At 29.9% G+C, this 25,369-nt stretch carries 22 protein-coding genes; 21 read left to right on the top strand and 1 reads right to left on the bottom strand.

The features are described 5' to 3' along the window. The first annotated feature begins 39 nt into the window (after positions 1-39). From APAC_RS10960 to APAC_RS11055, 20 genes are all read left to right on the top strand, one after another. Complete coding sequence (locus tag APAC_RS10960; protein WP_130234138.1) at positions 40-402, top strand: NADH-quinone oxidoreductase subunit A; 363 nt, start codon at positions 40-42, stop codon at positions 400-402. After that, positions 393-908, top strand: a complete 516-nt coding sequence (locus APAC_RS10965) for an NADH-quinone oxidoreductase subunit B (protein WP_130234139.1) — start codon at positions 393-395, stop codon at positions 906-908. Before APAC_RS10960 ends, APAC_RS10965 begins: the two co-directional genes overlap by 10 nt. Continuing rightward, entirely contained in the window at positions 901-2,535 is a 1,635-nt protein-coding gene (locus APAC_RS10970; RefSeq protein WP_130234140.1) for an NADH-quinone oxidoreductase subunit D, read from the top strand. The genes APAC_RS10965 and APAC_RS10970 overlap by 8 nt, the downstream gene beginning before the upstream one ends. Next, positions 2,535-3,014: an NADH-quinone oxidoreductase subunit NuoE family protein gene (locus tag APAC_RS10975; RefSeq protein WP_130234141.1), complete on the top strand. Its 480-nt coding sequence runs from the start codon at positions 2,535-2,537 to the stop codon at positions 3,012-3,014. The genes APAC_RS10970 and APAC_RS10975 overlap by 1 nt, the downstream gene beginning before the upstream one ends. Further along, positions 3,011-4,258 (top strand): NADH-quinone oxidoreductase subunit NuoF, encoded by a 1,248-nt coding sequence (gene nuoF / locus APAC_RS10980; RefSeq protein WP_130234142.1) that lies wholly within the window; start codon positions 3,011-3,013, stop codon positions 4,256-4,258. Before APAC_RS10975 ends, nuoF begins: the two co-directional genes overlap by 4 nt. Before the next feature lie 24 nt (positions 4,259-4,282). Further along, the gene (locus tag APAC_RS10985) at positions 4,283-5,569 is read left to right on the top strand and encodes a citrate synthase (protein ID WP_130234143.1); all 1,287 of its coding nucleotides are present in this window, start codon (positions 4,283-4,285) and stop codon (positions 5,567-5,569) included. Positions 5,570-5,599: 30 nt separating this feature from the next. After that, complete coding sequence (locus tag APAC_RS10990) at positions 5,600-7,036, top strand: NADH-quinone oxidoreductase subunit G (protein ID WP_130234144.1); 1,437 nt, start codon at positions 5,600-5,602, stop codon at positions 7,034-7,036. Beyond that, positions 7,033-8,316: a complex I subunit 1/NuoH family protein gene (locus APAC_RS10995; RefSeq protein ID WP_130234145.1), complete on the top strand. Its 1,284-nt coding sequence runs from the start codon at positions 7,033-7,035 to the stop codon at positions 8,314-8,316. The genes APAC_RS10990 and APAC_RS10995 overlap by 4 nt, the downstream gene beginning before the upstream one ends. Before the next feature lies 1 nt (position 8,317). Further along, a complete protein-coding gene (locus APAC_RS11000) occupies positions 8,318-8,824 on the top strand; it encodes a NuoI/complex I 23 kDa subunit family protein (protein ID WP_130234146.1) in 507 nt (168 codons plus the stop codon). Then, on the top strand, positions 8,817-9,350 hold the full coding sequence (locus APAC_RS11005) for an NADH-quinone oxidoreductase subunit J family protein (protein WP_130234147.1): 534 nt from the start codon (positions 8,817-8,819) through the stop codon (positions 9,348-9,350). Before APAC_RS11000 ends, APAC_RS11005 begins: the two co-directional genes overlap by 8 nt. Continuing rightward, positions 9,347-9,661, top strand: coding sequence for an NADH-quinone oxidoreductase subunit NuoK (gene nuoK, locus APAC_RS11010; protein ID WP_130234148.1), 315 nt, complete (start codon positions 9,347-9,349; stop codon positions 9,659-9,661). Before APAC_RS11005 ends, nuoK begins: the two co-directional genes overlap by 4 nt. Beyond that, a complete protein-coding gene (gene nuoL, locus APAC_RS11015) occupies positions 9,658-11,547 on the top strand; it encodes an NADH-quinone oxidoreductase subunit L (protein ID WP_228255913.1) in 1,890 nt (629 codons plus the stop codon). Before nuoK ends, nuoL begins: the two co-directional genes overlap by 4 nt. Before the next feature lies 1 nt (position 11,548). Further along, a complete protein-coding gene (locus tag APAC_RS11020) occupies positions 11,549-13,036 on the top strand; it encodes a complex I subunit 4 family protein (protein WP_130234149.1) in 1,488 nt (495 codons plus the stop codon). Beyond that, positions 13,033-14,553 carry an NADH-quinone oxidoreductase subunit N gene (locus APAC_RS11025; protein WP_130234150.1) on the top strand — a complete coding sequence of 507 codons (1,521 nt, stop codon included), beginning with the start codon at positions 13,033-13,035 and terminating at the stop codon, positions 14,551-14,553. The genes APAC_RS11020 and APAC_RS11025 overlap by 4 nt, the downstream gene beginning before the upstream one ends. A 211-nt stretch (positions 14,554-14,764) precedes the next feature. Continuing rightward, positions 14,765-15,565, top strand: coding sequence for a fumarate reductase cytochrome b subunit (locus tag APAC_RS11030; RefSeq protein WP_130234151.1), 801 nt, complete (start codon positions 14,765-14,767; stop codon positions 15,563-15,565). Continuing rightward, entirely contained in the window at positions 15,565-17,550 is a 1,986-nt protein-coding gene (locus APAC_RS11035; RefSeq protein ID WP_130234152.1) for a fumarate reductase flavoprotein subunit, read from the top strand. Before APAC_RS11030 ends, APAC_RS11035 begins: the two co-directional genes overlap by 1 nt. Beyond that, positions 17,550-18,287, top strand: a complete 738-nt coding sequence (locus tag APAC_RS11040; protein WP_130234153.1) for a fumarate reductase iron-sulfur subunit — start codon at positions 17,550-17,552, stop codon at positions 18,285-18,287. The genes APAC_RS11035 and APAC_RS11040 overlap by 1 nt, the downstream gene beginning before the upstream one ends. 96 nt (positions 18,288-18,383) lie before the next feature. Beyond that, positions 18,384-20,741, top strand: coding sequence for a dynamin family protein (locus APAC_RS11045; protein WP_130234154.1), 2,358 nt, complete (start codon positions 18,384-18,386; stop codon positions 20,739-20,741). Then, positions 20,741-22,774 carry a dynamin family protein gene (locus tag APAC_RS11050; RefSeq protein WP_130234155.1) on the top strand — a complete coding sequence of 678 codons (2,034 nt, stop codon included), beginning with the start codon at positions 20,741-20,743 and terminating at the stop codon, positions 22,772-22,774. The genes APAC_RS11045 and APAC_RS11050 overlap by 1 nt, the downstream gene beginning before the upstream one ends. 6 nt (positions 22,775-22,780) lie before the next feature. After that, positions 22,781-23,272: a YgjP-like metallopeptidase domain-containing protein gene (locus tag APAC_RS11055; RefSeq protein WP_130234156.1), complete on the top strand. Its 492-nt coding sequence runs from the start codon at positions 22,781-22,783 to the stop codon at positions 23,270-23,272. On the opposite strand, the gene APAC_RS11060 is transcribed toward APAC_RS11055, so the two are convergent. Next, on the bottom strand, positions 23,269-24,141 hold the full coding sequence (locus APAC_RS11060) for an AraC family transcriptional regulator (protein ID WP_130234157.1): 873 nt from the start codon (positions 24,139-24,141) through the stop codon (positions 23,269-23,271). The two genes, APAC_RS11055 and APAC_RS11060, sit on opposite strands and share 4 nt — an antisense overlap. A 120-nt stretch (positions 24,142-24,261) precedes the next feature. Between APAC_RS11060 and APAC_RS11065 the strand changes: the two genes are divergently transcribed. Then, on the top strand, positions 24,262-25,368 hold the full coding sequence (locus APAC_RS11065) for an aminotransferase-like domain-containing protein (RefSeq protein ID WP_188353764.1): 1,107 nt from the start codon (positions 24,262-24,264) through the stop codon (positions 25,366-25,368). Position 25,369 lies beyond the last annotated feature (1 nt).

The raw sequence follows: 25,369 nt of genomic DNA on the forward strand, positions 1-25,369 counted from the left end.
TGTACAATCATAATAAGAAATTAATAAACAGGATTAAAAATGTCTACACAACTTGTTTTAGCTTCAGTTATTTTTGTTCTTATAGGTTTCATTTTATCTGCAGTTTTTGTTTTAACAAAATTTGTAGGACCTAAAAATGAAGAAGCACAGCTAAAAAACAGTGTGTATGAAAGTGGTGTTTCTAATCCTGTTGGAAATACTAACATCAGATTCTCTGTAAAGTTTTATTTAGTTGCAATCTCATTTTTACTTTTTGATGTTGAAGTAGTCTTTATGTTTCCTTGGGCAGTAAATGTTGTAGAATTGGGAATGCTAGGCTTAGTTAAAATGTTTATTTTTGTTGGCTTATTGTTTGCTGGTTTAATTTATATTTATAAGAAAAAGGCTTTATCATGGGATTAGGAGTTGAATCTAAACTTGGTGATTCTATTGTTACTACTAAACTAGACCATGCAGTTAACTGGGGTAGATCATACTCTTTGTGGCCAATGGCATTTGGTACTGCTTGTTGTGGTATTGAGTTTATGAGTGTAGCTGGGGCTAAATATGATTTATCAAGATTTGGTGCAGAAGTTGTAAGATTCTCACCTAGACAAGCAGATTTACTAATAGTAGCTGGAACAATTTCATATAAGCAAGCTCCTATTTTAAAGAAGATCTATGAGCAAATGTGTGAACCCAAATGGGTTATCTCAATGGGAGCATGTGCATGTTCTGGTGGGTTTTATGACAACTATACAACAGTTCAAGGAATTGATGAAATTATTCCGGTTGATGAATATATTGCAGGTTGTCCACCAAGACCAGAAGCTGTTTTAGATGCAATTATGAGAATTCAAGATAAAGCTAAGAATGAATCAATCATAAAAGATAGAGTTAAAGAATACAAAGGATTCTTAGATGCTTAAATGTGACATGTTAATTGATTCAAAAGATATAAAATCGACTATTTCAAAACTGAAAAATGAAGAAAACTTCACAATACTTTTAGATATAACAGCAATTGATTATCTAAAATATCCAGATGTTACACCATCAAGATTTGCAGTAGTTTATATTTTAAGAGATTCAACATTTAAAAATCAAAAAACGATAAAAACATATGTTGATGACAATACTTTAAGTATTGATTCTATTCATGATTTATATGAATCAGCAAATTGGGCTGAAAGAGAGACATATGATCAATATGGAATTAAGTTCCTTGGTCATCCAAATTTAAAAAGAGTTTTAAATCATCATCAGTTTATTGGTCATCCTTTAAGAAAAGATTACCCAGTTACAAAAGGTCAAATCTGTACAGAAACTGAAGATTTAATGGATGAGATGCTACCAAAACTAAAAGCTAAAGGTTATAGTGAAGAAGAAATAAACGACTTAATGCTTTTAAATATAGGGCCTTCTCACCCAGCTAGTCATGGTACTATTAGAAATTTTGTAGCTATGGAAGGTGAAACAATTACTACTTGTGTAACTGAAATTGGATATTTACATAGAGGTTTTGAAAAATCTTGTGAAACACATACTTATTCACAAATAATTCCTTACACTGATAGATTGAACTATTGTAGTGCAATTTTAAATAATATTGGTTTTTCAAAAGCAATTGAAGAGATGTTAAATATTGATATTACACCACGAGCTAAGATGATTAGAGTTGTTATTGGTGAATTAAGTAGAATCATTGACCACCTTGTTTGTAATGCGGCTAATATGGTTGATTTAGGTGGTCTAACAAACTTTTGGTACCTATTTGCTCCAAGGGATAAAGCATATGATTTATTATCAAAACTAACTGGAGCTAGACTAACAAACACATATACTAGAATTGGTGGTTTAGAGTTTGATTTATATGATGGTTTTGATGGAGATTTAGAAGAGGTACTTAAAGATGTTGAAACTGCTATTGATGATGCTTTATCACTGATTGCACATAATAAAATCTTTCATGATAGAACACAAGATGTAGGTGTTATAAAACCTGAATTTGCTCTAGCAAATGGTATTTCTGGACCTAATTTAAGAGCAGCAGGAGTTGCTCATGATTTAAGAAAAGATAAGCCTTATTATGGATATGAAAATTTTGATTTTGATGTAATTATTGGAAGTCATGGGGATGTTTATGACAGAATGATGTGTAGATTTGAAGAGATGAAACAATCAATTAGAATTATTAGACAAGCCATGAAAGAGTTGCCAGGTGGGCCTTTAAATGTAGATCACCAAGGAATCTTCTTGCCTGATAAAAAAGATGTTTATGGAAATATTGAAGGTTTAATGAATCAATTTAAATTAACATTTGAAGGTATTAAAGTACCAAAAGGTGAATATTATGGTTCAACTGAAGCAGCTAATGGAGAACTTGGATTTTTTATTGTAAGCGATGGTGAGGGAAAACCTTATAAAGTAAAATGTAGACCACCTTGTTTTTATTCACTAGCGGCTTATTCAAAAATAGTTGAAGGTGGTATGCTTGCAGATGCTGTTGTTACAATGGCTAGCATGAACTTTATTGCAGGGGAGTTTGATAGATAATGGCTGAATTTAAATATACACCTGAAAATGAAGTAAAATTTCAAGAATATGTATCAAGATATCCAAAAATTGATTCTTGTATGTTACCTGCACTTTGGTTAGCTCAAAAACAAGAGGGATGGGTTAGTCCTGAAGCTATGAGTTACATTGCTGATAAACTAGGGAAAACTCCAGTAGAAGTTTATGGTGTAGCAACGTTTTATACAATGTTTAATCTAAAACCAATTGGTAAATATCACATTGAATTATGTAAAACACTATCTTGTATGCTATGTGGAAGTAAAGATATAAAACAATACATTAAAGATAAAATAGGAATAGAACCTGGTCAAACTAGTGAAGATGGATTATTTCACTTAAGTGAAGTTGAGTGTATGGGTGCTTGTGGTGGAGCTCCTATGATAGCTTTAAATGGTAAATATCATGAAAAATTAACAAAAGAAAAAGTTGATGAGCTTTTGAAGGAGTGTAAAAAATGATTACAAAAATTGTTAGTAAAAATTTTGATATCCCTGATTCTCATAAACTTGAAGTTGCAAAAGCAAATGGAAGATACTCTTCAATTCAAAAACTTTTTTCTATGAGTCCAGATGATGTAACTGCTGAAGTTGTTGCATCTGGACTCAGAGGAAAAGGTGGTGGTGGAGCACCTTGTGGTCCTAAATGGCAATTAATGCCTCCAGTTGATGAAAGACCAAGATATCTAATTGTAAATGGTGATGAAAGTGAACCAGGTACATTTAAAGATAGACAAATTTTTCAATACGACCCACACCTTTTAATTGAAGGCATAATTTGTTCTTGTTATGCAATTAGTGCAAATCATGCCTATATTTACATTAGAGGTGAATATGAATTCTTCTCTGATAGAGTACAAGATGCAATTAATGAAGCATATGAAGCTGGAATTATTGGTGATAAAGTTATGGGATATGACTTTAAGCTTGATATTACAGTTCATAGAGGAGCTGGTGCTTATATTTGTGGTGAAAAATCAGCACTTATAGAATCACTTGAAGGTAAAAGAGGACACCCAAGGCTTAAGCCTCATGGCAAAGAGTGTGAGTGGTTCTTTGACAATCCTGCCACTGTCAACAATGTAGAAACTATTGCTTCTGTTCCGAACATTGTTGAAAATGGTGCGCAGGGTTATACAAAATACGGAACAGAAAAATCTCCCGGAACTATGCTATTTGCAATTTCAGGACCTGTTAACAATCCAGGTGTATATGAAATGGCTTATGGTAATAAAATGATTGATTTCCTAAACATCCTTGGTGGAGGTATGATAAAAGGGAAAAAATTAAAAGCCATTATCCCAGGTGGATCATCATGTCCAATCTTAACTGCTAATGAAGTAGAAAAGGCAGTTTTAGATTATGAATCGATGTGGGATATTGGTTCAACTTTAGGTACGGGAGGAATGATTGTAATTGATGAAGATACATCAATGGTTGATGTAGCAAAAAACTTAATAGAATTTTATCATCATGAATCGTGTGGTCAATGTACACCTTGTAGAGAAGGTTGTGGATGGATTGATACGATTTTAGAAAAAATTCTAAAAGGTTTAGGTTCAAGTGAAGATTTAAAAACAATACTAGATGTGACAAATACTATGAATGGTAAAACAATATGTGTATTTGCGCCAGCTGTTAAAGATATTATTGAAAGTATTGTAAAAAAATTTCCACATGAATTTGAATCATATTTTAAAAATTAATTAAACTTATACAGGAGAAAATATATGGCAAAAAATACTATGACGTTTACTGATAACAGAAATGGTAATACTTATGAATATAATATTGTAGATGGAACTAGAGGACCAAGTGTTGTTGATATTTCATCATTTTATAAAGACTCTGGAATGTTTACATATGACCCAGGATATACATCAACTGCATCTTGTGAATCTAAGATTACATTTATTGATGGGGAAAACTCAGAGTTAAGATATAGAGGGTATGATATTTCAGAACTTGCTGGTAAATACTCTTTCTTAGATGTTTCTTACTTACTAATGAGAGGTAAATTACCAACACCAGAAGCTTCAAAAAACTTTGACTTAGAAATTAGACATAGATCATTCTTAAATGAAGGAATTATCAGATTATTTGATGCATTACCAGATGGTGCACACCCAATGGCAACTATGGGTGCAGCTACTATGGCTTTAGCAGCATTCTATAAAGATCACTTAAATTTAGAGAATGAAGATGAATTTAAAATGATGAGAAGAAGAATTTTAGCTAAGATGCCTACAATTGCAGCAATGGCATATAGAAATTCTATTGGTACTCCACTAATTTACCCAGATGTAAACAGATATTTTACAGAAAACTTCTTATATATGTTAAGAGCATATCCAGGTGGAAGAATGAAATATTTAGGTGATGGATTAAATGATGAAATCAAACAAGTTGAAGTTGATGCATTAGACGCAATTTTATCACTACATGCAGATCATGAGCAAAATGCTTCTACTACTACTGTTAGAAATGTTGGTTCAACAGAAGCTCACCCATATGTATCTATAGCATCAGGAATTTCAGCATTATGGGGATCAGCACATGGTGGAGCAAATGAAAAAGTTATGGATCAACTACAAATGATTGGTGATGTTAAAAACGTACCAACATATATTGCTAAAGCTAAAGATAGAAATGACCCATTTAGATTAATGGGATTCGGACATAGAGTTTACAAAAACAGAGACCCTAGAGCTGAAACTTTAAAAGGATTACAAGATAAACTAAGAGAAGAGTTAAATCTTGATTCTAAATTATTAGATGTAGCAGCAGCAGTAGAAGAAGCAGCATTAAATGATGATTACTTCAAAGAAAGAGGTTTATATCCAAATATTGACTTCTATTCAGGAGTTATTTTAACAGCACTTAAAATTCCTGTAGCAATGTTCACACCACTATTTGTAATTGGTAGAACTCCAGGTTGGTTAGCACAATGGTCTGAGTTAAAACAAGATCCAAAACATAAAATTGCTAGACCTAGACAATTATATACAGGTAACTAATAAAAAACAAACCATATTTAAGGGGTTAAAATGAGTGAAATGATTGAGTTCACAGTAAACGGAATGCAAATGCAAGCTACCAAAGGTAGCTTGCTTATTGACAAACTTTTAGATGAAAATATTCATATTCCTCATTTTTGTTACCATCAAGCCTTAGGTAAAGATGGTAACTGCCGTATGTGTATGGTTGAAATAGAAGGTCAAAAAAGACCACAAATAGCCTGTGATACTCCAATAAAAGATGGGATGGTTGTAAGAACTAAAGGTGAAAATATCGAAAAAGTAAGAAGAGATATTTTAGAATTAGAGCTTATAAATCACCCTATTGACTGTCCAACTTGTGATCAAGCAGGTGAATGTAAATTGCAAGATTACTATATGGAATCAGGTTTTTATGAATCTAGAGTAAATACAGATGATAAGGTTACTCATAGAAAAAGAGTAGATATTGGATCTAATGTTATGTTAGACCAAGAAAGATGTGTACTTTGTACAAGATGTGTTAGATTTTGTAAAGATATTACAAAAACAGGTGAATTAGGTGTAATTACTAGAAGTGATCACTCTTACATTGATATTTTTCCAGGGAAGCCACTTTCAAATCCATATGCCATGAATGTTGTTGATATTTGTCCTGTTGGGGCATTAACTTCTAAAGATTTTAGATTTAAACAAAGAGTTTGGTTTTTAGAAACATTTGATGCAATATGTAATGGTTGTTCAAAAGGGTGTAATATCCATGTTGACCATAGAAAAGAAAAATATAAAGATGATCAAATTTTTAGATTTAGACCAAAAGTAAATAGATCTGTAAATGGTTGGTTTATGTGTGATGAAGGAAGACTTTCTTATACACAAGAAGAAGACAATAGATTTAAGACTGCCATTTTAAATAGTAGTGAAACAAATTTAAATAACGCAATAGCGACTCTATTTAAAGAACTATCAACTAATAAAAACATTTTATTTGTATTAAGTGCAAATCTTTCTTATGAAGAGATGCAAAATATTAAAAACTTAGCAAAAAGTTTAGATGCTTCTATTTCTGGATATTCTCCAAATACTTATGATGAAAATTTTGCTGATGATTATCTAAAAAAATCTGATAAAACAGCAAATAGAGCCTCTTTTAAAGAGTTACTGATTGATGAGTCAAAAGAGTATTTTGATTCATCTTTAAATACTTCAGACTTAGTTGTAATTATTGATAACTCTATTTTTGAAAATCAAAAAGAGTTATTGAAAAACAAAAAAGTAATATCAATGTTTTCACATAATTGCCTAACTATTTCATACTCAAATATTGCCATTCCAATAGCTTCATTTTATGAAAAATCGGGGACATACATCAATTGTGATGGAATAAAACAAAAAGTAATATCAGGTATGAATAAAGACGAACCTATGGAAACTGTTACTACAATTATAGAGAACATTCAATCTATGATTGAAAAAGGAGCTCTATGAGTACTTCAACTATTATAATAACAATTATAAATATTTCGATCGCTTCACTTTTAGCAGTTGGATTAACTCCACTTTTTGTTTGGTGGGAGAGAAGAGTTTCTGGATTTATGCAAGATAGAACTGGACCTAATAGATGTAATATAGGACCTTTAAGACTTGGAGGATTAATCCAAAGTTTTGCAGACATGTTAAAACTTGTATTTAAAGAGGATTTTGTTCCTTCACATATCAAATATAGATTCTTTTTTACAATTGCACCAGTAATTGTATTCATTTGTTCATTTTTATCATTTGCTACTATTCCATTTGCTGATGTATTAGTAATTGATGGCAAAGAGCATATTATGCAAGCAATTCCCAGTCAATTGGGAATCATGTGGTTTTTAGCCTTTGCTGGACTTTCTGTATATGGAATAATTTTAGGTGGATATGCATCTGCTAATAAATATGGACTACTAGGTTCTATTAGAGCGAGTGCTCAAGTAATTTCATATGAAGCAGCCATGGGATTATCAATTATTTCAGTTATTATTTCTTACGGTTCAATTCACTTAACAGATATGGTAAATGCTCAAACAGGAACTTATCTTGGTGTTATTCCTATGTGGGGAATATTTATTCAACCCCTAGCAGCTATTATATTTATAATCTGTGCATTTGCAGAAACAAATAGAGCTCCATTTGATATTGCTGAAGGTGAATCTGAAATTGTTGCAGGTTATCATACAGAATACTCAGCAATGAAATTTGGACTTTTCCAAGTTGGAGAATATGCAGCTATGAGTGCTTCAAGTGCAATTATTGTTACTTTGTTTTTTGGTGGTTATCATATTCCTTGGTTAGATACTCAAGCAATACAAAGTAATATGAACTATGTGATTATTGCAATTATGATTTTATTACCAATTAAAATTTTCATTTTTACAAAGTGGATGAAGAAAAACAATAAAACAAAGGGTAATGGAGATCAATTAAGAGAAAAAGAGACTAAAATCTTAACTATTGCTTTTTGGGGATTATGTTTAGCAATTGTAGGATTACTAGCTGTATTCTTAGTAACAGGACTTGGTTCAAATGGAGTTAATATAGCAACTGCTGTAATTCAAGTAGGAACATTTTTAATCAAATTCTTTTTAATTGCATTTGTGTATATTTGGGTGAGATGGACAGTTTTAAGAGTTAGATATGACCAATTACAAATGTTTGGATGGAAAGTGTTAATTCCTTTGGCACTTTTAAATATTGCAATCACTGCAATCGTAGTTGTATTAGGGAGCTAACATGGGAATTAAAGTAGTAAAAAGACATGGTTCTTCTTTTAAAGACAAACTTTACTTACCTGCAATTGCAGGTGGTATGAAAACAACTTTAAAACACTTTATAAAAAATTTAAAAGATGTTGATAATTTAAAAACTATGCAATATCCAGAAGTTCAACCTGATGATTTAAATGAAAGATATAGAGGTGTTCATAGACTTACAAAGTGGGAAGATGAAAGTGAAAAATGTGTTGCATGTTATATGTGTGCTACAGCATGTCCTGCAGAATGTATTTTTATCGAAGCTGAAGAGAGATTTGATGAAAAAGCTGAAAAAAGGCCAAAAGAGTTTAAAATTGATTTACTTGAGTGTGTATTTTGTGGATACTGTGTAGAAGCTTGTCCTTGTGATGCTATTAGAATGGATACAGGAATTTTTTCTTTTACAGGTGATAAAAGAGAGGATTTTGTACTTGATAAAAAAGCACTTATGAAAAATGAAAGATCAAAGGATTTGGACAATGATTGATTTAGTTTTTATAGCCCTTGCATTTTTAGCAATAAGTGGTGCCATAGCAATGATTGTTTATTCAAATCCTATGTATAGTGCCCTTGGAGTTTTAATCTCTATGTTAGCCGTTGCAGGTATGTTTGCACTATTAAATGCAGTATTTTTATTTTTGGTACAACTTATAGTTTACGCTGGTGCAATAATGACGCTAATTTTATTTATTTTGATGTTTTTAAATATTAAAGAAGAAGATTTACCAAAAGAACCTAAGAAATTTAAACTAATTGCCCTTGGTGCAGTTATTATGATTCCACTTAATGTTTTAGTTTTAAGTGCCGTATCAAAGTTACCATCAAAGGATATGAATATAATTGAGGGAACTTTTGGAGATATCAAACCAATAGGTAGTCAACTATATAATGAGTGGATAATTGCATTTGAATTAATCTCTATTTTACTTTTAGTTGCATTAATTGGTTCAGTAGTTTTAGCTAAAAAAAGAGCTTCTAAAGTTAAATCACAAAATGCAGGAGAGCAATCATGATATCACTTGAATCTTATGCATTTGTTTCTATGATGCTATTTTCTATTGGAGCTATTGGAGTAATTGCAAGAAGAAATGTTTTTGTAATTTATATGTCAATTGAGATGATGCTAAATGGAGTAAATCTGTTTTTAGTAACATTTGCTAGATATCATTTTAATATGGATCCTCAAATAGTAACTATTATGGTTATAGCAATTGCAGCAGCTGAAGCAGCAATATTCCTATCAGTAATTATACTTTTATATAGAAGTAGAAAATCTCTTGATACTGATATATTCAATACTTTAACACAAGGAGAGAAATCATGATAGATACTTCTTTGTTAGTTTGGATAATCTTAGCTCCACTAATGGGTGCTATTTTAAATGGTGGTTTATACTTTTATCATATAAAGAAAAAACCCATTAGTGAATTAACTTTCGCTCTAATTGGTTGTATTACACCATTAATTGCATTTTTATTTACTCTTTTAGTTTTTCTAAATATAAATGAAACTGGAAATACTTATACTCAACACCTATTTACTTGGTTAAATATCGATAAATTAAATATTGAAATGACCCTACTTGGTGATAATTTATCAATCTTTATGTCTATGTTTGTGACATTTGTTGGTTGGTTAATTCATATTTACGCAATTGGATATATGAGAGGTGATGCAGGATTTGGTAAGTTTTTTGCATATTTTAATCTGTTCTTAGCTTCAATGTTAATCTTAGTATTAGCAGATAACCCAATTATCCTATTTATTGGTTGGGAAGGTGTTGGAGTTTGTTCATACCTTTTAATTAAATTCTATTATGGAAATGCAGATAATGTTATGGCTGCAAATAAAGCTTTCATTGCAAATAGAGTTGGAGATTTTGGTTTCTTACTTGGAGTTGTAACACTATTTTTTGCTTTAGGAGAAGTTGATTTATCATTTACTAGTTTAGAAGCAAATTTAGGAAATGCATCAAATTCTATATTATTAGTTGCAGGATTTTTACTATTTATTGGAGCTATGGGAAAATCAGCTCAGATTCCACTTTATGTTTGGCTTCCTGATGCAATGGCAGGACCAACACCAATTTCAGCCCTAATACACGCTGCAACAATGGTAACAGCAGGTGTTTATATGGTTGCAAGATTTCACTTTTTATATGTTGGAATTGAAGAAATTGGACTATTTATAGCTTATATTGGTGCATTTTCTGCTCTTCTAGCTGCAATTATTGCAACTAGGCAAACAGATATTAAGAAAATTCTTGCTTATTCAACTATGAGTCAATTAGGATATATGTTCATAGCTGTTGGACTTGGTTTTTACTCTACTGGCCTTTTCCATGTATTTACACATGCATTTTTTAAAGCTATGTTATTTATGGGAGCTGGTGGAATTATAATTGCCCTTCACCATGAACAAAATATATTTAAAATAGGACAACATAGAGCAAATCTTCCAATTATTGGAACAACATTTTTAATTGGAGTTATTGCAATTTCAGGTATTCCTCCATTTTCTGGCTTCTTCTCAAAAGATGCAATCTTAGCAGCAGCTTTCCAAGAGGGTCAATACTTACTTTATGCAATAGCCTTATTTACTGCATTTTTAACAGCATTTTATATGTTTAGAATGTATTTTATTGTCTTTGTTGCACCAAATCATCATAAAAAAGAGTATGTTTACACTTCAAAAACAATAACTATTCCTCTTTTAATATTAGCTATTGGTGCAGTATTTGCAGGATTTTTAAATCTTCCAACAATTTTTGGAGGACACCATTTAGTTGATACTTGGTTAGGACAACTTAATTCAAAACATATACATATGGATTACACAACAGAGTTTGTACTTATGGCTCTATCAGTTATAGTAGCTGCAACTGGAATTATGACTGCTTATTCAAAGTATGCAAAATTTGATTTATCAAAACCTGAAGAAGAGACAGGATTTATTGGTAGAAAATTCTATATTGATGAAATCTATGATTCATTGTTTGTTCAACCAACAAAAGCCTTATCAACATTTATTGATAAAATTTTAGATGACAAAATCATTGATGCAATTATTATGAATTCATCAAATGCATTTGTAAATATAGGTAAAAAAGTTGCAATGATACAAAATGCAAATGTGAGATTTTATGCAGCGACTATGTTAATTGGTATGACATGCATATTTATCTATTTATATATTAGTTTAGGATTGTAGTATGAGTGCAGATATTCTTTCATTTATCATATTTTTACCAGCAGTTGTTGCATTTGGTTTAATGCTTACAACAAGGGATATTAACACAATTAGAAATATTGCATTTTTAACTACAACTGTTATTCTAGCTCTTGTATTAAAAATTTATATTGAATTTGAACCAAGTTCAGGTATGCAATTTGTTACAAATGTAGCTTGGATTGAGACTTATGGGATTAATTATTATATTGGACTTGATGGTTTTTCTTTAACAATTTTAATGATGATTGCAATACTTATTCCAACTTCTTATTTACTTTTATGGGAAGGAAAAACTAAAGGTTATTGGATAAATATGCTTTTAGTTCAAAGTGGTGTTACTGGAACTTTACTTTCACTTGATGTAGTTTTATTCTACTTCTTTTGGGAAGTTATGCTTTTACCTGTATTTTTAATGATTGGTCAATATGGATTTGGAAATAAAGTATTTACTACTATTAAAGTAACTGTTTACACAATGGTGGGTTCACTTCTTATGTTTGTAGCAATTTTATATCTTGGAGTTGCTTATCATAATGAATTTGGAGTTTGGTCATTTGCTTATGATGAACTAACAAAAATTACTACTATTGGATATGATGTAAAAGTTTGGTTATTCTTAGCATTTTTAGCTGCATTTGCTATTAAAATACCAATTTTCCCACTTCATACGTGGATTATGGAAACATATAAAAATGCTCCTACAGGTGCTGTTTTCTTATTGTCTTCAATTATGGCCAAACTAGGAGTTTATGCAATTGTTAGATTTATGATTCCAATTTTCCCAGATATTTATGTAGAGTTTTCAGCTTGGTTTGTAGCTATTGGATTATTTGGTTTAATTTACTTTGGAATTGCTGCACTTATGCAAGATGATATTAAAAGAATGTTTGCATACTCTTCAGCTTCTCATCTTAGTTTTATAGCTGCTGGTATTTTTTCACTAAATGAATATGGAATTAATGGTGCACTTTATTTAATCATTGCACACGCTATTGCAACTGGTGCGTTATTCTTATTAGTTGGTTTGATTCATGAGCAAACTGGATTTAAAACAATCAAAGATTTAGGAGGGCTTGCAAAAAAAGCTCCTATTTTAACTTTTATATTTGCAATAATGCTTTTTGCAAATGTTGGATTACCAGGAACAAATGGATTTGTATCAGAACTATTAATTATATTTGGTATTTATGAATTTAATCCAGCCCTTGGATACTTATCAGCTCTAACTGTAATAATTGGAGCTTCTTATATGTTATGGATGTTCCAACGAGCAATATTACAAGATAGACCTGAAGGTGCAAAAGAGCTTACAATGAGAGACTTAAAAATAAAAGAAATAATTGGTCTTACTCCTTGGGTAATTTTAGTATTCTTAATGGGCTTTTATCCAGAAATATTTATGAATAAGTTTGAGCCAACGGTAACTCACTATTTAAATGATATCTTACATATTGGAGCAGCAAAATGAGTCAATTTTTATATTTAGTTCCAACAATAACTGTTTTAATTGGTGCTTTAACCTTGATGTTTATGAGTATGTATGATAGATTTAGTGTTAAAAATTTTATTACAGTTTCTTGTATATTTTTATTTATCGCACTTGGGTTTTCTTTAGTTGAAGTTACAAATTTATACTCTACACTACCTTATGAAAGCTTTTTAAACAATGTACTGATTTTTGACACATTTGCAAACTTTTTTGATGTGCTTTTAATTGGTGGTACAATTCTTACTTTACTAATTGGTGAGCACTATTTCCAACACAGAAGTTATTTCAAAGGTGAGTTCTTTTCGATTCTTTTATTTGCCCTATTTGGAATGATGGTAATTGCGCATGCAAATGAATTGGTTGTAGCATATATTGCCCTTGAGATTGCATCATTTTCTGTATATATTATGGTTGGATATAATTCAAATGACCCAAAAAGAGTTGAAGCAATTTTTAAGTATTTAGTTTTAGGTTCATTTATTGGTGCATTTTATTTATTAGGTGTAGTTTTAGTTTATGGTGCAACTGCTACAACAAATTTAACGCAACTAGCAACATTTATCTCAAGTCATAGTAGTGAAGATTTAATTTTAGTTTATATTGGTTTAACTCTAATTTTATTTACATTTTTATTCAAAGTTGCAGCATTTCCATTCCAATCATGGGTACTTGATGTGTACAGAGGTGCACCAATGGTTATCACTGCATTTATGGCATCAACATTTAAAATCGCAATTTTCTCATTTTTCTTAAGAACTATTCTTGACACAATTGCTCCAATTATTGATTTTTGGGATACAATCATTTCAGTTATAATCGTACTTACTTTAGTATTTGGTACTTGGTTAGCTATCACACAACAAATTATTAAAAGAATGCTAGCTGCATCTTCAATAGTACATACAGGTTATTTATTACTAGCTTTTATTGCACTTAGCTATAAAGATGGAGAGGTTTTAAATATTGATTCAGCATATGCAATCATGTTTTATTTAATTGCATATTTATTATCTGCACTTGGTTCATTTGGACTTGCTTCACATATTATTTCTGAAACAAATGTAAGAGTTACATATGATGATTTTAAAGGCTTAGCAAAAGAGAGACCTTTTTTAGCAGCTATGATGACAATCTTTCTATTTTCACTAGCTGGAATCCCATCAACTATAGGATTTATTGGTAAATTTTACGTATTTACTGAAGCTATAAATGCTGGATATACAAGTTTAACTATTTTAGCAATTTTTGCAACAATTGTATCAGTTTATTACTATTTTAAACTAATTGCTATGATGTATTTTTATCCAACAAAGCAAGAGTGTGTATCAGAAGAGTTCAATGATAAAAGAGTTTCAACTTATGCAATTGCATTTGTTGCGATTCTTACAGTTCTAGGTGGAATTGGTTCAGCTATTGTATTCTTTATACCTGGTCTTACAATTGATACTTTAATCAATTTATCACAAACAGCAGTGCAGTCTTTATTTTTAAAATAAGACTGTGTTGTTTTGTAACATAACTTATATAATTAATATATATAATTAATCTAACATTTATTTATATACTATCCCCATAAAATCGAACTTTATTTAAATTATTTTATATAAACTCGTTAATGCATCATTAACTATCTAAACAATTATCAAGACTCAATTAGCTATTATAATGCTATTATTCAAAATCTAAAATCGTAGGAAAGGATAGACAATGAGTGACCTAATAGAAGGTTATTTAGGTAAAACTGTTGAGGGGAAAAAGAGCAGGTTACCTGCAAAACTTGATTATATTCAAAGTTTTACTGGAGGTTTTTTAGCTTTATTTATGTGGGCGCATATGTTATTAGTATCATCAATTCTTATTTCAGAAGAGTTTATGTACACTGTAACAAAGTTATTAGAGGGAAGTTTCATCTTTGAAGGTGGAAATCCATTATTAGTTACAATAGCTGCAGCATTTATTTTTGTTGTGTTTATTGTTCACGCTGCAATGGGTATGAGAAAGTTACCAGGCAACTTTAAACAATACCAAGTAATGAGAGCTCATGCTAAAAACATGGGACATGATGATACAAAATTATGGTTTACTCAAGCATTTACTGGATTTGCAATGTTCTTCTTAGGTTCTGTTCACTTATATATCATCATGACTAATTCAGCTGATATTGGTCCTTATGCTTCATCTGACAGAGTTTGGTCTGAGTGGATGTGGCCTTTATATATTCTTTTATTATTAGCTGTTGAATTCCATGGAACAATTGGTCTTTATAGATTATGTGTTAAATGGGGATGGTTTGATGGTGATAATCCAAGAGAGACTAGAAAAGCTCTTAAAAAAGTTAAATGGGGATTAACAGTATTCTTCTTAGTGTTAGGATTTGCTTCATTAGCAGCTTACATGAAAATTGGTATGGAACAAGTTGAGAGAAACAATGTAGGTAACAAATTCCAACCTCAAGCAAAAGTAATGGAATACAAAATGATAAATAAAAATGTTGGAGGAATTGCATAATGAAAATTAATTACTGTGATGCATTAGTTATTGGTGGAGGTTTAGCTGGTCTTAGAGCTGCAGTTGCTGCTCAAAAGAAAGGTCTTAACTCTATCGTTTTATCATTAGTTCCTGTTAAAAGATCTCACTCTGCAGCTGCTCAAGGTGGTATGCAAGCTTCTTTAGGTAACTCAAAAATGTCTGATGGAGATAATGAAGATTTACACTTTGCAGATACTGTAAAAGGAAGCGATTGGGGATGTGATCAAGAAGTTGCAAGAATGTTCGTACATACTGCACCAAAAGCAATTAGAGAATTAGCATCTTGGGGTGTGCCTTGGTCTAGAGTTAAAGCTGGTACTAGAGAAGCAGTTATCAATGCTAAGAAAACGACTATTACTGAAGATGAAGATAGACATGGATTAATTACATCAAGAGACTTCGGTGGTACTAAAAAATGGAGAACTTGTTATACAGCTGATGCAACTGGACATACAATGTTATTTGGTGTTGCGAATGAAGCTTTAAAACACAATGTTGATATTAGAGATAGAAAAGAAGCATTATCATTAATCCACGAAAATGGAAGATGTTATGGTGCAATCGTTAGAGATTTAATCACTGGAGAATTAGAAGCTTATGTTGCAATTGGTACATGTATTGCAACTGGTGGATATGGAAGAGTATTTAAACAAACTACAAATGCTGTAATTTGTGAAGGTACAGGTGCTGCTATTGCACTTGAAACTGGTGTTGCAACACTTTCAAATATGGAAGCTGTACAATTCCACCCAACTCCAATCGTACCATCAGGTATTTTATTAACTGAAGGTTGTAGAGGGGATGGAGGAATCTTAAGAGACGTTGATGGTCACAGATTCATGCCAGATTACGAGCCAGAGAAAAAAGAACTTGCTTCAAGAGACGTTGTTTCAAGAAGAATGATTGAGCACATTAGAAATGGTAAAGGTGTACCTTCACCTTACGGATACCACGTATGGTTAGATATTTCTATTTTAGGTAGAGAGCATATTGAAAGAAACTTAAGAGATGTTCAAGAAATTTGTCAAATCTTTAATGGTATTGACCCAGCTGATGAAGGTAAAAAAGGATGGGCTCCTGTATTACCAATGCAACACTACTCAATGGGTGGTATTAGAACTAAACCAACAGGTGAATCAACTAGATTAGCTGGATTATTTGCTTGTGGTGAAGCAGCTTGTTGGGATATGCATGGATTTAATAGACTTGGAGGAAACTCTGTATCTGAAACTGTTGTTGCTGGTATGATTATTGGTAACTACTTCGCAGATTACTGTTTAGCAAATGATGTAACAATTCCTACTTCAACTGTTCAAAAATTCTTAGATGAGCAAGATGCATACTTAAATGAAATCTTAGCTTACAATGGTAGTGAAGATATCTTCAAAATCAAAAACAGAATGAAAGAATTAATGGATGAAAAAGTTGGTATCTTTAGAGATGGTCCAAACTTAGAAGCAGCTGTTGAAGAGTTAAAAGAGTTATTAGTTAAAACTAAGCAAATCAACGTTAAATCAAAAGAAAGAGCTGGTAACCCAGAGCTTGAAGAAGCTTATAGAGTTCCAAGAATGTTAAAAGTTGCATTATGTGTTGCTAAAGGTGCTAGAGATAGAACTGAGTCAAGAGGGGCACACTATAGAGAAGATTATTTAAAAAGAGATGATGCTAACTGGTTAAACAGAACATTATGTACTTGGCCAAATAAAGATGATTTAGAACCTACAATTGAATATGCACCATTAGACATTATGAAAATGGAAATGCCGCCAGCATTTAGAGGTTATGGAGCTAAAGGTATGATTATTGAACATCCAGAATCAGAGGTTAGACAAGCACAAGTTGACGAAATTACTGAAAAAATGCAAGCAGAAGGTAAAGATAGACATGAGATTCAAGATGCTTTAATGCCATTTAATTTGCCTATGAATTATAAAGAAAGAAATGAAAGAGCAGGAGATAAATAATGAGTATTGAAAAAGGTAGAGATATTACAATATCAGTTTTAAAATTCAATCCAAGAAGTAAGGTTTCTAAACCTCACTTTGTAGATTATCATTTAGAAGAGACTCCAGGTATGACTCTTTTCATTGCCTTAACAAAAATTAGAGAAGAGATGGATCCAGATTTATCATTTGACTTCGTATGTAGAGCTGGGATTTGTGGTTCTTGTGGTATGGTAGTAAATGGTAAGCCTGCACTTGCTTGTAGAACATTAATTGCTAACTACCCAACTGGGAAAATCCAATTAATGCCTATGCCAGCATTTGAGTTAATCAAAGATTTATCGGTTAATACTGGTAAATGGATGGATGCTATGTCAAAAAGAGTTCAGTCTTGGATTGTTGATAATGGTGGAGAAGAAGTTAACATTGCTAAAATGGAACAAAGAGTTGATCCAGAAGTTGCAAATGAAACTTTTGAGTTAGATAGATGTATCGAATGTGGTATTTGTGTTGCTTCTTGTGGTACAAAATTAATGAGACCTGACTTTGTTGGACCTGTTGGATTAAACAGAGTTGCTAGATTTGAAGTAGACCCTCATGATAAAAGAACTGCTGAAGACTTCTATGAGTTAATTGGTGATGATGATGGAATTTTTGGTTGTATGTCATTAATGGCTTGTGAAGACCATTGTCCAAAACACTTACCATTACAAAATAAAATTGCTTACTTAAGAAGAAAATTAGTAGCACTAAGATAATTAATACGAAGGGTTTCCTTCGTATTATAAAGCTCAAGTATAAAAAGTTAAGTACCATTATTGGTATTTAACTTTTTATATTTTAGGGAGAGAGTTATGAGCTTAGCAAACGACTATTTTTTACTATACCATGGTATTACATTTGAACAAAATTTAGATGTTGAGCCTATAGATTTAGATATTGACCATGATGCATATACTACCTATGCATTAGTTCTTGCAATCACTAGAAAAAGCTGTGATAGGATTGTTCCATTGACATCTTTTAAAACATTATGTCAAAAACTAAATGTAAAAGCACCTTCAAATATAGAAGAGTTAAATCACCTACAACATAATATTATTGAAAATATTCATCAAACAAAAACTAAAGAGTTTATTGATACTTTACATGAAGCATTTGAATATCTAAAAAAAGAGAAAATGCTTAAACTTGAAGGATTAAGCAAACTTATTTCACTGTTTGACCCTGAAGAATTAGATTTAAATACTCACTTAAATAGTATGGATAATCATGAAAATATTAAAGAAGAGAATAAATCTACATTTAAAGAATTAAAATCAATTTTAGAAAAAGTTATTGATGAAGTTAAAGAAGAAGTTTCAACAAATGAAAATTTCAAAGTAGAACTTGAAGAGACAAAAAGCTACTTAAACAATCAAAAATTCTCTATAGGAATTACTGGTGTTATGAATGCTGGTAAATCTACAATGTTAAATGCCCTTATGGGAAGAGAAATTTTAGGAAGTGCCGTTGTTCCTGAAACTGCAAACTTAACAATTGTAAAACACAATAAAACTGAAAAAGCAAAAGTTTACTACTGGAATAAAAATGAGTGGAGTAGAATTGAGAACTCTGCAAAAGAGCTTGAATCTATGAGAGATTATGTTGCTGAAACTCAAAAGATTTTTGGAGATGAATTAAACTCATATATAAAAGAAGAATCAAGATATGATGAAGTTGAAATAAAAGATTTATCACTTTATACTTCAGCAGAAGCTAGTGGAAAAAAATGTAACTTAGTTAAATATGTTGAATTAGGTAGTGATTTAAACTTCTTAAAAGATGGAATTGAAATAGTTGATACTCCAGGATTAGATGACCCTGTTATTCAAAGGGAAGAAATCACTAAAGAGTATTTAGCTCAATGTGATATGATGCTTCATTTAATGAATGTATCTCAAAGTGCTACTTTAAAAGATGTTGAATTTATTATTGATGCCCTACTTTACCAAAATATTTCAAAACTTTTAGTTGTAATTACAAGAGCTGATACTGTTTCTAAAGAAGAACTTGAAGAAGTTATTAACTACACAAAAACTTCAATTGAAAAACAACTAAAAGCTCAAAATAAAGATTCTCAGCTAGATTATATTTTAAAAACTATCAAATTTATTCCTATTTCTGGGAAAATGGCACTGTTACATAGAACAGGAAGAGAACAAGAAGCCTTAGATGCTGGATTCAAACTTGAAGATACAGGAATTTTAGATATTGAGAACTATTTAAATGAAACTCTATTTGGTTCAAACTCTCAAAAAGGTGAGATTGTAATTCAAAGTGCAAAATCACAAATAATAAAAACAATTGAAAAAGAGAATTTATCATTAAATTATGAGTTAAAACTTTTATCTAAATCAAAAGATGAACTAGAAAAAGAGTTAAAAGAGTTCTCAAAAAGAAAAGAAGTAAATAAAAGAATCTTTGATGCAATGAATGAAGATATAAACTTTTATAAAACAGATTCTAAGAATTATATTGAATCACTTGAAACATTTTTACAAAGTGAATTAATTGAACTTCAAAATGTAATAAAACAAAGAGTTATAAGTGATGTTAGATACTCTTTTGAAAAAACTAAAAAAAGACCTGAAAACTCAAGAATAAAAGTTATTGTTCAAACAGCTATTAAAGATGGGATGATTGATATTATTAGAGATTATAGATATAAATTTATTAAAAAATCTCAAAGTATTGGTGAGCAATGTGAACAAAAATATCAAGACTTTGGTTTTGTTGTTGGACATAAAAATGATAACTTTGATGCAAGAGGTTTCTTCCAAGATGATTTTAAATCAGGTTTCTTAACTTCTAATAATGAAGTATTAGTAAGTCAAATTACAGGTGCTGTTTCAAAATCAAAAGCTAGTAAAATTAGTGAATTAGATAGAGAAATTGAAGGATACATAAAAGGTCAATTTATAGATATTGAAAATGATTTAAAATCAAAGATTTCAAAAGTTTCTAATCACTTAGTTGAAACATTCTTTGAAACTTTAAATGCACCACTAATTAGAGTAAGACAAAAACTTGAAGATGAAGAGAAAATTTTACAAAATCAAATAGAATCATTTGAACAAAATGATGAAAATAGATCAAATTTATCAATAGATATTCACAAGAAAATTAAAAAGTTAGATACTATTTCTAATGAAATTAAAGGACTTATATAATGAGTGCAAATTTAAAAATATTAGATAGTTTCATAAATGAATATAAACAAACTTATGTAAAACAAGAGATTACTTATGATGAAGGGTTAGTAGGAGATATCAAAAGAGTAAAAGATAAATTACTTGATGAAAAATTCTTACCTTCAAGACAATTAGAAAGAATCTTAGATAAACAAATTAGAAAAGCTAGATATCCTATGGAAGTTGCAATTACTGGGCAATTTTCAGCTGGTAAATCAACTTTCTTAAATGCACTTTTATCAAAAAATATTTTACCAACTGGTATTACTCCTGTGACATCTAAAGTTAATTTTATAAATTATGGTGAAGAGTATAAACTAAAAATTACATACTACTCAGGTGCACAAGAGTATGCTCCTATAGAAACAATTGCAGAGTTTACAGACCAAAGAAAAGATGAAATGAATGATATTAAATATCTTACTTTATATGCTCCAATGGATATATTAAAAGAAATTTCATTTGTTGATACACCTGGTCTTAACTCACAATCTCAAAGTGATACAGACACTACAAGAAGAGTTTTAAGAGATGTTGGTGGTATTATTTGGTTAACATTAATTGATAATGCAGGTAAACAATCAGAAGTTAAAATACTTGAAGAGTATATGGAGCACTTTTCAGATAAAACACTTTGTGTACTAAACCAAAAAGATAAATTTACACAAGAACAAATTGAAACTACTACTAAATATGTAAGTGAAAAGTTCTCAAAGTACTTTTCTCAAGTAACTCCAATATCAGCTAAAATGGCACTTGATTCAAGAGCTCATCAAAAAGATGTACTAATTGATAATAATGTTGATGCTATTTTAAAAGATTTTAAAAATGATTTAAAACAAAATATTGATACAGGGAATTTAGATTTCTTTGGAGAAAAATATAAAGACTTTCAACATAAAATTAGAGAAATCAAATATAGTGATATTACAGAGAACTTAAAACTTTTAAATGACTCAAATATCCAAGAAGTTCTAGATTTTATTGATAATGAAATGAGACCAAAAGCTGCACAAGCAAAAGAGCACTCAATTAAAAATGACTTAAAAGGTATTTGTGATATTTTAATAAAAGAGTACCAAACTATAATTGGGGTTTATGATGCTTTAGTTTCAGTTTTAACAGACATTGAAGAGAGTATTTTAAACGAGTTTGAAGAGATTCATAAAAAATACAATAAACAACTTTTTACTATTTATAATTCACTTGAAGCGATTATGGAAAAAATTGCCCAAGAGACTTATAAAAATATTGAAAGAAGAAAAGCTATTAGATTTGAAGAATCTAAAGGTGGGTTTTTAAAAGGCGATAAAATTGAAAAAGTTGAATATGAAACTTATTGGATAAATGCTGATAACATCTATAAAAACCTATTTTATGATGATCAAACAATTGATAAAATGTTTAAAAGGTCAATTAAATTACTTAAAAATGTTGAGCTAGAAACTGATGAAGCATTTAGAGAAGTTTATAGACACCTAAGAAAAGAGGTTAAAAAATGGCAAGAACCATATGAACTACTTAGAAAACACAGAGAAATTGCTTCTGATTTAGAGTTCTCAAACACAAGGCACTTTGCAGCTAAAGTATATGAAAATGTTTTAAGTAGTTATCACAGAGCCATTTTAGAAAATATTTCTGCTCTTAGAAAAAAGTTTGCATATTTTAATGGAGCCTTATCATACTCATATATTCAAACAACACAAGCAACAGTTGCACACTTTGAACAACAAATTCATGAATCAGAAGAGTTATACAAAAAAGAGCCAACAAGATTTTCTATTCAACACCCAAGACAAGAAGATATTATTGGTAAATTAAAAGCTAACTTTGGATTTGAGAAAATTGAAGACTTCTTAACTTCAAGAAGAAACTATTTATTTAAAATTGTTAATTACTCAAAAGAGCAATTTTTAGAAATAAATGAAGATAGAATAAAATTCATCAAATCTAAAGAAGCACAATATATTGAAAAAATTGCAGATTTAGAAAAAATCAAAGAGGAAATTTAAACCTCTTTGAAACAAATCGCGCACTATCCAAAAAATATTCAAGAACAAGTCAAATCTTTAATTGACAACAATAAACTAACTAACTATATAAAATCAAAATATCCAACTAAACATAATTACTCAAATGATAAAGCATTATATAATTATGTAATGGATATCAAAAATAGATACTTTAAAAAATACCAAATTTCTAAAGCTATTTATGATGGAAAAATAAATGTTATTGACAATGCTTTAGGAATGCATACTTTTGTTTCAAGAGTTCAAGGTGGAAAACTAAAAGCAAAAAATGAAATCAGAGTTGCTAGCATGTTTAAAAATATGCCTGAAGATTTTTTAGAGATGATAGTTGTTCATGAATTATCTCACTTCAAAGAAAAAGAGCATAACAAAGCTTTTTATGATATGTGTACTTATGTTATGCCTAACTATCATCAAATTGAACTTGATTTAAGAATTTATCTTATTCATTTAGATAGATTTGGGAAGCTATATTAAACAAAACTAATTGGAACATAATAATCTAAAATAAACTCTCCATCATTTGATAAAAAGTGGTTTTTGTGATAAATTGTATATGAAGGATTTGTGGAAGTTTCATATCCACTATTTATAAGCCATTTATGATAAACCCATTGAATTAGTTTTAAAACATCTCCATATACTCCACTTACACTAAATTTTGCATAAACTCCTTTTGGGATAGTTAATGTTGGTAATGATGAGTTTTTAACTACCTGTTCAGTTTTCATACAAGCAACATATTGACACTCTTTTAGATTTGTAATAATTGGATTATCATGGTGAAGCCCTATTTGAGTAAACTCAGAAATTTCATTTGAGTAAATCCAAGTTTGAAGTTTTTGCCAGCTGCTACTTATTGATTTATCGTAACCTTGATGTCTTATATAATAGGCTTTCATTTCGCTCATTTTTACAATTTCAACTTTTAAATCTTCAAAATTTGCCTTTGAATTTATTGCACTTGAGGAATCTTTTAAAATATCATTAGAGTAAGTTTTATAGCCATCTTTTTTCCACTGTTTTGGTGTCATATTAAATCGCTGTTTAAAAGCTCTTAAAAATGAAGTCTGAGAACTATATCCTGTCATTTTTGATATTTCTGTAATTGTTGAATTTTTATTTGATATTAATAGATTTGATGCTTTTAATAATCTTATATCTTTAATAGTTTCATAAATATTTTTTCCAAATTCATCTTTGAATATTCTGTGAAGATGAAATTTACTTACTTTTAAATCATGTGATAGTTCATCAATATTTATGTCTGTATCAATATATTTATAAATATAATTCATTAAATCGTTGGCTATTTTAGCTCTTTTTTGCATTGTATCTTTTTTCATAATCTTATTATATCAATAAAAGTAAATATTATTAGCAAAAATAGATAGTTTATTAAACATTTATTGTAAAGATTTAACTTTACTCTTTTTGTAAACTTCAAATAAAAAAAGGAGTTGCAAATGAAAAGATCATTTGTAAGAGAAATATTAGAATCAATTGATAATGAAACCATTTCATTTGCGGGTGGTTTACCAAATGAAAAACTCTTTCCATCAAAAGAGTTAAAAAAATGTGCATCAAAAGTTCTAAAAAATAAAGAGATTTACCAATATGGCCTAAGTAATGGAATAAAAGAATTAAGACAAAAAATTGCAAAGATGTATTGTAATAGTGGATTTAAAACAAATGAAGAGAATATTTTAATTACAACAGGAAGTCAACAAGCTATGTTTATTATTTCAAAATATTTTGAAAATAAGAGTATAACTTTAGAAAAACCTTCTTATTTAGGTGCTATAAATATCTTTAAATTAAATCATATAAAAATGAAAGAAGTTGATTTAAAAAAAGATGGAATAGATATAAAAAAGTTTGAAAAATCATTTGCTAAAACTAAACTTGCGTATTTAATTCCTGATTTTCAAAATCCAACTTCTACAACATATAGTAAAACAAAAAGAGATGAAGTTGCAAAAATCATTAAAAAATATGATGGAATTTTAATAGAAGATAGTCCCTATAGTGAGCTTTATTTTGAGAAAAAAGAGACTTTAATTAGTTCTCAAATTCCAAATAATAGTTTTCACTTAGGAAGCTTTTCAAAAACACTAAGTCCAAGTTTAAGAATAGGATGGATTAGAGCGTCAAAAGAATTAATAGATTCATTAATTATTATTAAAGAATCTATTGACTTACATTCAAGTGGAATATCTCAATACATCTTAAATGAATATTTAAAAGATGATGCAAACTTTGAAAAACATACTCAAAAGATAAGAGATGATTATCAAGATAAAATGGAGTATTTCTGTAAATGTTTAGATAAATATCTTCCCACTTTTAAATATACAAAACCAAAGGGAGGAATGTTTATTTATGGAAGTTTCAAAAAAATTGATACATTTGAATTGGTAAAAAAAGCGATGAAAGAGAAAGTATTATTTGTACCTGGAAATCAATTTTATACAAACAAAGAGAAAATAAATAATGAAATTCGATTTAATTATACGAACTCAAGTAAAAAAGATATAAAAAAAGGAATTAAAACTATCTCTAAATTAATTTAGA

The organism is Malaciobacter pacificus (assembly GCF_004214795.1).
GTDB classification, from domain to species: domain Bacteria; phylum Campylobacterota; class Campylobacteria; order Campylobacterales; family Arcobacteraceae; genus Malaciobacter_A; species Malaciobacter_A pacificus.

Excerpts from the sequence above, each read along its gene's own strand:
- APAC_RS10960 (WP_130234138.1), top strand. The coding sequence starts at position 40 with ATGTCTACACAACTTGTTTTAGCTTCAGTTATTTTTGTTCTTATAGGT.
- APAC_RS10965 (WP_130234139.1), top strand. The coding sequence starts at position 393 with ATGGGATTAGGAGTTGAATCTAAACTTGGTGATTCTATTGTTACTACT.
- APAC_RS10970 (WP_130234140.1), top strand. The coding sequence starts at position 901 with ATGCTTAAATGTGACATGTTAATTGATTCAAAAGATATAAAATCGACT.
- APAC_RS10975 (WP_130234141.1), top strand. The coding sequence starts at position 2,535 with ATGGCTGAATTTAAATATACACCTGAAAATGAAGTAAAATTTCAAGAA.
- nuoF (WP_130234142.1), top strand. The coding sequence starts at position 3,011 with ATGATTACAAAAATTGTTAGTAAAAATTTTGATATCCCTGATTCTCAT.
- APAC_RS10985 (WP_130234143.1), top strand. The coding sequence starts at position 4,283 with ATGGCAAAAAATACTATGACGTTTACTGATAACAGAAATGGTAATACT.
- APAC_RS10990 (WP_130234144.1), top strand. The coding sequence starts at position 5,600 with ATGAGTGAAATGATTGAGTTCACAGTAAACGGAATGCAAATGCAAGCT.
- APAC_RS10995 (WP_130234145.1), top strand. The coding sequence starts at position 7,033 with ATGAGTACTTCAACTATTATAATAACAATTATAAATATTTCGATCGCT.
- APAC_RS11000 (WP_130234146.1), top strand. The coding sequence starts at position 8,318 with ATGGGAATTAAAGTAGTAAAAAGACATGGTTCTTCTTTTAAAGACAAA.
- APAC_RS11005 (WP_130234147.1), top strand. The coding sequence starts at position 8,817 with ATGATTGATTTAGTTTTTATAGCCCTTGCATTTTTAGCAATAAGTGGT.
- nuoK (WP_130234148.1), top strand. The coding sequence starts at position 9,347 with ATGATATCACTTGAATCTTATGCATTTGTTTCTATGATGCTATTTTCT.
- nuoL (WP_228255913.1), top strand. The coding sequence starts at position 9,658 with ATGATAGATACTTCTTTGTTAGTTTGGATAATCTTAGCTCCACTAATG.
- APAC_RS11020 (WP_130234149.1), top strand. The coding sequence starts at position 11,549 with ATGAGTGCAGATATTCTTTCATTTATCATATTTTTACCAGCAGTTGTT.
- APAC_RS11025 (WP_130234150.1), top strand. The coding sequence starts at position 13,033 with ATGAGTCAATTTTTATATTTAGTTCCAACAATAACTGTTTTAATTGGT.
- APAC_RS11030 (WP_130234151.1), top strand. The coding sequence starts at position 14,765 with ATGAGTGACCTAATAGAAGGTTATTTAGGTAAAACTGTTGAGGGGAAA.
- APAC_RS11035 (WP_130234152.1), top strand. The coding sequence starts at position 15,565 with ATGAAAATTAATTACTGTGATGCATTAGTTATTGGTGGAGGTTTAGCT.
- APAC_RS11040 (WP_130234153.1), top strand. The coding sequence starts at position 17,550 with ATGAGTATTGAAAAAGGTAGAGATATTACAATATCAGTTTTAAAATTC.
- APAC_RS11045 (WP_130234154.1), top strand. The coding sequence starts at position 18,384 with ATGAGCTTAGCAAACGACTATTTTTTACTATACCATGGTATTACATTT.
- APAC_RS11050 (WP_130234155.1), top strand. The coding sequence starts at position 20,741 with ATGAGTGCAAATTTAAAAATATTAGATAGTTTCATAAATGAATATAAA.
- APAC_RS11060 (WP_130234157.1), bottom strand. The coding sequence starts at position 24,141 with ATGAAAAAAGATACAATGCAAAAAAGAGCTAAAATAGCCAACGATTTA.
- APAC_RS11065 (WP_188353764.1), top strand. The coding sequence starts at position 24,262 with ATGAAAAGATCATTTGTAAGAGAAATATTAGAATCAATTGATAATGAA.